The sequence below is a fragment of the Pseudomonas californiensis genome, from assembly GCF_021147775.1.
GTDB lineage: Bacteria > Pseudomonadota > Gammaproteobacteria > Pseudomonadales > Pseudomonadaceae > Aquipseudomonas > Aquipseudomonas californiensis.
In genome coordinates this window covers 249,431-259,406 of sequence record NZ_JAGTPK010000004.1, presented here as the reverse complement: position 1 = coordinate 259,406, position 9,976 = coordinate 249,431, and the positions used below count along the sequence as shown (strand labels likewise).

Here is a 9,976-nt window from a genome sequence, read left to right as displayed (position 1 = left end):
AGCAATTGCTGCTGAATGGGCATAAAAAATCCGATGCCAGAGGTCTGACATCGGATTCTCTATAAAGCCCGGCCTGGACTCAAATGCTTAAGTGAACAGCATTACGCTCATGAGCGGGCTTTATTTTACGTCCTGAAAATGAACTCAACGAGGCACGTTCTATGGTTCCAACGCTGTAAACGCCCAGTGGACGCTCAGGCCAACGATTGGCTGCGTGCGCCTTTTGCTCTGTCCACTACAACCGCGCCCAGGAGGGTGATCACTGAGGGCACCAGCCATGCCAGGCCCTGATCACTCAATGGCAAGTTGCTCAGCGCATGCGGCAAATAGTCGGTGAGCCCTGCCCCTTTGATCGCATCGATGAGACCGAACACCAGTGACACCAGCATGACCGGCGCAACCACCCGCCCCTGACTCCGCCAGAACCCTTTCAGAAAGCTCAATGCAACCAGCACAATGCAAGGCGGGTAGATCGCTGTCAGTACAGGAATGGAGAACAGGATCAGCTTGGTCAGGCCCAGGTTTGACACGAGTAACGAGAACACCGCGAGCATCACCACCAGCACCCTGTAAGAAAGCGGCAATACCTTGGCGAAATATTCAGCGCAAGCGCAGGTCAGGCCCACTGAGGTCACCAGGCAGGCCAGCGAGATCAGTACAGCGAGAAAACCGCTGCCCAGCGAACCGAACGTATGCTGCACATAGGCGTGCAGAACGGCCGCGCCATTACTGGCCCCTGCCGCAACCGCGTGGCTGCCTGAACCCAGGCGAAACAGGCTGACATACACCAGCGCCAGCCCCACACCGGCGATAAGCCCGGCAATGATTGCGTAGCGGGTAATCAACCTGGGGGATTCAACGCCACGTGAGCGAATGGCATTGACAATAACGATGCCAAACACCAGAGCGCCCAGAGTGTCCATGGTCAGATAACCACTGATGAAACCTTGAGAAAAAGGCGCGACAGCGTAAGCAGGCTCTGCGGTTCCAACCTCACCCGCCGGCAATGCAAAGGCAGCAATCCCCAGCACGGCCAGCGCAAGAATCTTCAGTGGCGCGAGAAAGCGCCCAACGGTGTCCAGCAGACGTCCGGGGTAAAGCGATACCCAGAACACCACCAGAAAATACACAAAACTGTAGAGCAGCAATGCGAGTGGGCTATCGCCTGTCAGCGGCGCCAGACCGACCTCGAACGAGACAGTGGCAGTGCGCGGAGTCGCGAACAGCGGACCGACCGCCAGATAGCAGACCGCTGCGAGAAGACCACCAGCAATTTTGCCGATCGGACTGCTGAGCGCGTCCATTGCCCCGCCGACCTTGGCCAGGGCAATAACCGTAATGACCGGCAAGCCAACGGCGGTAACGAGAAAGCCCAGCGCCGCAATCCACACATGCGGCCCGGCCTGCAAACCTACAATCGGGGGAAAGATGATGTTGCCAGCCCCGACGAACAGGGCAAACGTCATAAAACCAAGCGCCAGGATGTCCTGACCTTTCAACACTTTCATTGCGAGGGACCACACAAATTCGAGATAAGGGAAAGGGCGTTACCTGTGAATGGGGTGAACGCAGCCCGTCGTCGTAGGACGTGGCAGTACCTTGCAGGCGACCCCTTGTGAGGGCACCGCAAAAACGGCGAACAGGGTAGCTAACTCAGATCAGAAATGCACTATCACGGGGCGACTATCCGATGCATGCCCTCTATAAGCGCAGCGGCCGTTGTCAAGCTGGAAAGTGCGGGATCGTCTTGTAAGGCGCTCAATTCCCGCTGAACACACCTCTCTCTTGGGGTTGAGCCGGGACATGCGGTCTTGCTCGCGAAGACTTGGCCCCAGGCAACGCATCTCTTTCGGCAAGCACCACTTGTCATGGAAGGTCATACCCCTGAACGCACAAAGGCCACCCGAAGGTGGCCTTTGTCGATTGCTCGAAAAAGTAAGCGAAGCTTACTTGGTCGGCCAACCAGTCAGCTCGGCCAAAGCCTTGCCGATGTCTGCCAGGGAGCGCACGGTTTTGACACCTGCGTCCTGCAGTGCAGCGAACTTCTCGTCTGCAGTGCCCTTGCCGCCAGAGATGATTGCGCCAGCATGGCCCATGCGCTTGCCCGGAGGAGCAGTCACACCAGCGATGTAGGAAACAACCGGCTTGGTCACGTGTGCCTTGATGTAGGCAGCCGCTTCTTCTTCAGCCGAACCGCCGATCTCGCCGATCATGACGATCGCTTCGGTCTTCGGGTCTTCCTGGAACAGCTTCAGGATGTCGATGAAGTTGGAACCCGGGATCGGGTCACCACCGATACCGACGCAGGTGGACTGACCGAAACCAGCGTCAGTAGTCTGCTTCACAGCTTCGTAAGTCAGGGTGCCGGAACGCGACACGATGCCTACTTTGCCTGGCAAGTGAATGTGACCTGGCATGATGCCGATCTTGCATTCGCCTGGAGTGATAACGCCTGGGCAGTTAGGGCCGATCAGGACCACACCCAGCTCGTCACACTTGACCTTGGCTTCCAGCATGTCGATGGTCGGAATGCCTTCGGTGATGCAGACGATCAACTTGATGCCAGCGAACGCGGCTTCCAGGATCGAATCCTTACAGAAAGGAGCCGGAACGTAGATGACCGAAGCGTCAGCGCCAGTGGTCGCAACCGCTTCAGCAACGGTGTTGAACACAGGCAGGTTCAGGTGCGTGGTGCCGCCTTTGCCTGGAGTCACGCCGCCAACCATCTTGGTGCCGTAGGCAATGGCTTGTTCGGAGTGGAAAGTACCTTGCGAACCAGTGAAACCCTGGCAGATGACTTTGGTGTCTTTATTGATCAGGACGCTCATTACTTGCCCTCCGCAGCTTTGACAACTTGTTGAGCAGCGTCGGTCAGGCTGGTAGCCGCGATGATATTCAAACCGCTTTCTGCCAGTACTTTAGCGCCCAGTTCAGCGTTGTTACCTTCAAGGCGAACAACAACCGGGATTTTAACGCCGACTTCTTTCACTGCACCGATGATGCCTTCGGCAATCATGTCGCAACGAACGATGCCGCCGAAGATGTTGACCAGAACTGCAGCGACGTTGGTGTCGGACAGGATGATCTTGAACGCTTCGGTAACGCGCTCCTTGGTGGCACCGCCGCCAACGTCAAGGAAGTTTGCAGGCTTGCCGCCATGCAGATTGACGATGTCCATGGTACCCATGGCCAGGCCAGCACCGTTGACCATGCAGCCGATGTTGCCTTCCAGCGCTACGTAGTTCAGTTCGAACTTGGCAGCGTGAGCTTCGCGCGGGTCATCTTGCGAAGGATCATGGAATTCCTTCAGCTTTGGCTGACGGTACATGGCGTTGGCGTCGATGTTGATCTTCGCGTCCAGGCAATGCAGATCGCCGTCGGCCTTGATCACCAGCGGGTTCACTTCCAGCAGAGCCAGATCGTGGTCCTGGAACAGCTTGGCCAGACCGGTGAAGATCTTGGCGAACTGAGCAACCTGCTTGCCTTCCAGACCCAGCTGGAAAGCCAGATCGCGACCCTGGAATGGCTGAGCGCCAACCAGTGGATCGATGGTTGCTTTGAGAATCTTCTCAGGCGTGTCGTGAGCAATCTTCTCGATGTCCACGCCACCTTCGGTGGAAGCCATGAACACGATACGACGGCTCGAACGATCAACTACAGCGCCCAGATACAGCTCTTTGGCGATGTCGGTGCAGGACTCAACCAGGATCTTGGTCACTGGCTGGCCGTTGGCGTCGGTCTGGTAAGTTACCAGACGCTTGCCCAGCCACTGCTGAGCGAACGCTGCTGCGTCTTCTTTGCTGCGAACCAGCTTGACGCCGCCCGCTTTACCGCGACCACCTGCGTGAACCTGGGCTTTGACGACCCACTCGGTTCCGCCGATCTTGTCGCAAGCTTCTGCGGCTGCTTCCGGGGTGTCTACTGCGTAGCCTTTGGATACTGGCAGGCCGTATTCAGCGAACAGCTGCTTACCCTGATACTCGTGAAGATTCATGCTTATTACCGTCTTCGTTTAGGTACTGCGCATTCGGTGCTGCACGTCAGCGTGCCGCACCACCTGTGACCGCTACTCCTGGTTGACGCCAGCAATGCCTGAGCAATGCCGGGGCCGCCTGAGAGGTCGAGTCCGACGCAGATTCCGCGGTAAGCCTGTTTGCCGGGCCTACGACGGGCACTGCGTCGTGGTTTCTCTTGTTGTCTTAGCGTTTCTTGCGGTTCTGGATGTGGATGGCGCCGCCATTCACAGCCAAGGCCGCTTCGTGCAGCGCTTCGGACAGAGTCGGGTGTGAGAAGACCATCATGCCGATGTCTTCTGCGCTGCTGCCGAACTCCATTGCGATTGCACCCTGCTGCACCAGTTCGGCTGCGCTTGGGCCAATCACGTGGACGCCCAGTACGCGGTCGGTCTTGGCGTCAGCGATGATCTTGACGAAACCGCCGGTGTCGTTTGCTGCCATGGCACGGCCACTGGCGGCGAACGGGAAGGTGCCGACGTTGACTTCAACGCCTTCATTCTTCAGGGTCTGCTCGGTCTTGCCTACCCACGCGATTTCCGGGTGAGTGTAGATTACCGACGGGATCAGATTGTAGTTCATCTGAGCCTTGTGGCCCTTGATGCGTTCAACAACCATGATGCCCTCTTCCGAGGCCTTGTGCGCCAGCATCAGACCGCGAACCACGTCGCCGATGGCATAGACGCCAGGAACGCTGGTGGTGCAGTAGTCATCGACGTAGATGAAGCCGCGCTCATCCAGATCAACACCGCTGTCGGCAGCCAGCAGGTCGGTGGTGACCGGACGGCGGCCAACCGCAACAATCAGGCGATCAAATGTGATCGACTGCTCGCCAGCAGCGTCGGTGTAGCTGACAACCACTTCTTCGCCGTTGACCTTGGAGCCAGTCACGCGAGCGCCGAGCTTGATGTCCAGGCCCTGCTTGGTGAAGGTTTTCAGGGCTTCCTTGGAAACCGCTTCGTCAGCTGCCGGGATGAACTTGTCCAGCGCTTCCAGCACAGTGACCTGCGCGCCCAGACGAGCCCATACAGAACCCAGCTCCAGACCGATTACGCCTGCGCCGATAACGCCCAGACGCTGAGGAACCTGTTGGAATTCCAGTGCACCGGTAGAATCGACGATGACTTTCTGGTCAACCGGAGCAGGCGGGATGTCGATCGGGCGCGAACCCGAAGCGAGGATCACGTGGTCCGCTTCGATGATTTCGACAGTACCGTCAGCGCCGGTCAGTTCGACCTTCTTGCCAGCCAGCAGCTTGCCGTGGCCTTGCAGAGTGGTCACACCGTTGGCTTTGAACAGGCTGGCAACGCCGCCGGTCAGGCCTTTTACGATGGTGGATTTACGGCCAACCATGGCAGGTACGTCGATGGTGACTTCAGAAGTTGAAATACCGTGGACGCCAAAGCCATTCTTGGCTTCGTAGAATTTCCAGGAGCTGTCCAGCAGCGCTTTGGAAGGAATGCAACCGACGTTCAGGCAAGTACCGCCCAGTGCCAGTTTGCCTTCCTTGTCCTGATATTTCTCGATGCAGGCAGTCTTGAGACCAAGTTGCGCAGCCTTGATGGCGGCAACATAGCCGCCAGGGCCTGCGCCAATCACTACCACGTCGAATTTCTGGGACATAAAAAAGAATTCCTCTTTAGCTGCGAGCTTTAAGCCGCAGGCTGCTGACAGGCCTGTGATGTATTACAGACCTGCCCGCAACCTGTTCATTAGATGTCATTTGCAAGACCCGAACTGCGCACCGCGCTGCCTTTGTCTGGCAGCCTCCGGTTTGCAGCAGGGTCTGCTTCATCAGATATCCAGCAGCAGACGAGCCGGATCTTCCAGCAGGTTCTTGATGGTAACGAGGAAGGTTACCGCTTCTTTACCGTCGATCAAACGGTGATCGTACGACAGAGCCAGATACATCATCGGACGGATCACGACCTGACCGTTGATCGCCATAGGACGCTGCAGAATGTTGTGCATACCCAGAATCGCGGCCTGCGGCGGGTTGACGATAGGCGTCGACATCATCGAACCGAAAGTACCACCGTTGGTGATCGTGAACGTACCGCCAGTCATCTCGTCGATGGACAGTTTGCCATCACGGGCTTTCTTGCCGAAAGTGGCGATGCCGCCTTCGATTTCAGCCAGGCTCATGTGTTCGGCGTTACGCAGAACCGGTACGACCAGACCACGGTCGCTGGACACTGCAACACCAACGTCTGCATAGCCGTGGTACACGATGTCGGAACCGTCGATCGACGCGTTGACAGCCGGGAAGCGTTTCAGCGCTTCGGTGGCAGCCTTGACGAAGAACGACATGAAGCCCAGACGTACGCCGTTGTGCGACTTCTCGAACAGGTCCTTGTACTTGGAACGCAGTGCCATGACTTCGGTCATGTCGACTTCGTTAAACGTGGTCAGCATCGCCATGTTCGACTGTGCTTCAACCAGACGCTTGGCGACGGTTGCACGCACACGGGTCATTGGCACGCGCTTCTCGGTACGGTCGCCCGCAGCGAAAACAGGGGCCGACGCAGCTGCGGCAGGCTTTGCGGCCGGAGCAGCGGCTGGAGCGGATTTCTTCGCTTCAACAGCGGCAACAACGTCTTCCTTGGTCACACGACCATCTTTACCAGTACCTTTCAGGCTGGCAAGGTTGATGCCGTTTTCTTCAGCCAGCTTGCGAGCAGCAGGAGCTGCAATTGCGTCTTCGTCCTCAGCAGCCGGTGCAGCAGCAGGTGCCGAACCCGCAGCCGGTGCGGCCGCGGCAGCTGGAGCAGCCGACGCGGTAGCGCCCGCGTCCAGAGTTGCAATCAGCTCGTTGGACAGGACGGTTTCGCCCTCGCCTTTCACGATCGATGCCAGTACGCCGTCAGCTTCGGCCAGGACTTCAAGGACGACCTTGTCAGTCTCGATGTCGACCAGCAGCTCGTCACGTTTTACCGCCTCGCCCGGCTGTTTGTGCCACTTGGAAATGGTGCCATCGGCAACGGATTCCGGGAAAGAGGGGGCTTTGATCTCGATAGCCATTATCTGTAATTCCTTAATTCGGTTTCTAATGCTCGAAGGCGTTAAACAGTGAAGGCATCTTGCAGGAGTTTTTCCTGCTGCTCGGCGTGCATCGAAGCATAGCCACATGCTGGAGCGGCAGAAGCATCACGACCGGCGTACTCGAGAACGAGTTCGCGTTTGTGGTTGCCAATGCTGCGACGCAAGTGATGCTGACTGCTGTACCAGGCGCCCTGGTTCATCGGTTCTTCCTGACACCAGACCGCGTGCTGCAGATTGGTGTAAGGCGCAATCGTTTCCATCAGGTCATCTTCAGGGAACGGATACAGCTGCTCGATACGAACGATGGCGATGTCTTCACGACCTTCGGCACGGCGTTTTTCCAGCAGGTCGTAGTAGACCTTGCCGCTGCACAGCACCAGACGTGTGACCTTGGCCGGATCGAGCGTGTCGATTTCCGGGATCACGGTCTGGAACGAACCTTCGGCCAGTTCTTCGAGGGTCGAGACCGCCAGCTTGTGACGCAACAGCGACTTCGGCGTCAGCACAACCAGAGGCTTGCGCAACGGACGAATCACCTGGCGGCGCAGCAAGTGGTAGATCTGAGCTGGAGTGGTTGGCACGCACACTTGAATGTTGTGCTCGGCACACAGCTGCAGATAACGCTCGAGACGTGCAGACGAGTGCTCCGGGCCCTGACCTTCATAACCGTGAGGCAACAGCATGGTCAGACCGCACAGACGGCCCCACTTGTGTTCGCCGCTGGTGATGAACTGGTCGACAACCACCTGGGCACCGTTGGCAAAGTCGCCGAACTGGGCTTCCCAGATAACCAGCGCGTTAGGCTCGGTGGTCGAGTAACCGTATTCGAATGCAAGCACGGCCTCTTCCGACAGGAACGAGTCATACAGGTCAAAACGCGGCTGACCGGCGTACAGGTTCTGCAACGGAATGTAGGTGCCGGCATCTTTCTGGTTGTGCAACACAGCGTGACGGTGCGAGAACGTACCGCGACCAATATCCTGACCCGTCATGCGGATCGGGTGGCCTTCGAACGCCAGCGTGGCATACGCCATGGTCTCGGCGTAACCCCAGTTGATCGGCAAGCCACCGGCCTGCATCTTCTGGCGGTCTTCGTAGATCTTCTGGACCTGACGCTGCACGACGAAGCCTTCAGGCAGCTCCATCAGTTTGGCGGACAGCTCCTGCAGAGTCTTGAGATCGAAGCGGGTGTCATGACGCGCAGTCCAGGCATGGCCCAGATAAGGACGCCAATCGACGAACAGCTCCTTGTTAGGCTCTTTGACCAGACTTTTCACAACATGCAGACCGTTGTCCAGCGCGTTGCGGTAGTCGTCGACCTTGGCCTGGACGCGGGCTTCGTCGAGGATGCCGGTCTTGATCAAATGCTCGGCGTACAGCTCGCGAGTGGTGCGCTGCTTGCTGATCTGCTGGTACATCAAAGGCTGCGTGCCGCTAGGCTCGTCAGCTTCGTTGTGACCACGACGACGGTAGCAGACCAGGTCGATGACGATGTCACGCTTGAACTGCATGCGGTAGTCGATCGCCAGCTGGGTCACGAACATCACGGCTTCCGGATCATCACCATTCACATGGAGGATCGGCGCCTGGATCATCTTGGCAACGTCGGTCGCGTACTCGGTAGAGCGCGAGTCCAGCGCGTTGCTGATGGTGAAACCTACCTGGTTGTTGATGACGATGTGGATCGTGCCACCGGTCTTGAAGCCGCGAGTCTGCGACATCTGGAACGTTTCCATGACCACGCCCTGACCTGCAAAGGCCGCGTCGCCGTGGAGGGAGATTGGCAGAACCTTGTCGCCAGTCGGATCGTTACGACGATCCTGACGCGCACGTACCGAACCTTCGACCACCGGAGACACGATCTCCAGGTGAGACGGGTTGAAGGCCATGGCGAGGTGAACTTCGCCGCCTGCGGTCATGACGTTGGAAGAGAAGCCCTGGTGATACTTGACGTCACCGGAACCCAGCTCGACCTTTTTCTTGCCTTCGAACTCGTCGAACAGGTCACGCGGGTTTTTACCAAAGGTATTGACCAGCACGTTCAGACGACCACGGTGGGCCATGCCGATAACGACTTCCTTGGTGCCGTAGGAACCGGAACGCTGGATCAGCTCGTCCAGCATCGGGATCAGGCTTTCGCCACCTTCCAGACCGAAACGCTTGGTGCCTGGGTATTTGGTGCCCAGGTACTTTTCCAGACCCTCTGCGGCAGTGACACGCTCAAGCAGATGGCTCTGGATATCAGCTGAAAAGGCAGGACGGCCGCGGACGCTTTCAAGACGCTGCATGAACCAGTTGCGCTGCTCGGAATCCACGATGTGAGTGAACTCGGAGCCGATGGTGCGACAATATGTCTGCTGCAACGCTTCGTGAATTTCGCGTAGGCTCGCTTCCTCTTTGCCGATGAACAAGTCGCCGGCACGGAAAGTCGTGTCCAGATCGGCATTGGTCAAGCCGTAATGATTGATCGACAGATCAGCTGGCGCAGGACGCTGCCACAGACCCAGCGGATCGAGCTGGGCAGCCTGATGGCCACGCATACGATAAGCCTGGATAAGCCGCAGCACTTCAACCTGCTTCTTCTCGTGCTCGCTGCTCACGCTCCCGGCAGATACCGGTTGAGCGCGGCGCTGGTTTTTGGCCAGCAACACGAAATGATCGCGAATCGTTGAGTGCGATACATCGGTGGCAGAGCTGCCGTCTGCTGGCAACTTCTGAAAGTAGGTGCGCCATTCTTCTGGCACAGCGTTAGGGTCGTGCAGGTAGAGCTCATAGAGCTCTTCCACATAGGCAGCGTTACCACCGGATAGGTGGGCACTGTTCCACATGCGCTGCATCACGCTTTCTTGCATGCTTGGTCACCCTCGGTAAGGGGACACCACCGGCGAAGACGCCAAAGCAATCCTGAGATAGTCGTGTGC

General features: G+C 57.7%; 6 protein-coding genes. All 6 read right to left on the bottom strand.

Annotated elements, in window-relative coordinates; translation table 11 throughout:
- Window positions 1-194: 194 nt before the first annotated feature.
- The 6 genes from brnQ to KDX37_RS06225 all read right to left on the bottom strand — a co-directional run bounded on the left by brnQ (window position 195) and on the right by KDX37_RS06225 (window position 9,907).
- The gene (gene brnQ, locus KDX37_RS06250; RefSeq protein ID WP_231651806.1) at window positions 195-1,508 is read right to left on the bottom strand and encodes a branched-chain amino acid transport system II carrier protein; all 1,314 of its coding nucleotides are present in this window, start codon (window positions 1,506-1,508) and stop codon (window positions 195-197) included.
- A gap of 438 nt (window positions 1,509-1,946) precedes the next feature.
- Window positions 1,947-2,828 (bottom strand): succinate--CoA ligase subunit alpha, encoded by an 882-nt coding sequence (sucD, locus tag KDX37_RS06245; protein WP_024688213.1) that lies wholly within the window; start codon window positions 2,826-2,828, stop codon window positions 1,947-1,949.
- A complete protein-coding gene (gene sucC, locus KDX37_RS06240) occupies window positions 2,828-3,994 on the bottom strand; it encodes an ADP-forming succinate--CoA ligase subunit beta (RefSeq protein ID WP_231651805.1) in 1,167 nt (388 codons plus the stop codon). Before sucC ends, sucD begins: the two co-directional genes overlap by 1 nt.
- Window positions 3,995-4,199: 205 nt before the next feature.
- A complete protein-coding gene (gene lpdA, locus KDX37_RS06235; RefSeq protein WP_231651804.1) occupies window positions 4,200-5,636 on the bottom strand; it encodes a dihydrolipoyl dehydrogenase in 1,437 nt (478 codons plus the stop codon).
- 171 nt (window positions 5,637-5,807) lie between these two features.
- The gene (gene odhB, locus KDX37_RS06230) at window positions 5,808-7,034 is read right to left on the bottom strand and encodes a 2-oxoglutarate dehydrogenase complex dihydrolipoyllysine-residue succinyltransferase (protein WP_231651803.1); all 1,227 of its coding nucleotides are present in this window, start codon (window positions 7,032-7,034) and stop codon (window positions 5,808-5,810) included.
- Between the two features lie 41 nt (window positions 7,035-7,075).
- Complete coding sequence (locus KDX37_RS06225) at window positions 7,076-9,907, bottom strand: 2-oxoglutarate dehydrogenase E1 component (RefSeq protein ID WP_231651802.1); 2,832 nt, start codon at window positions 9,905-9,907, stop codon at window positions 7,076-7,078.
- Window positions 9,908-9,976: the final 69 nt, after the last annotated feature.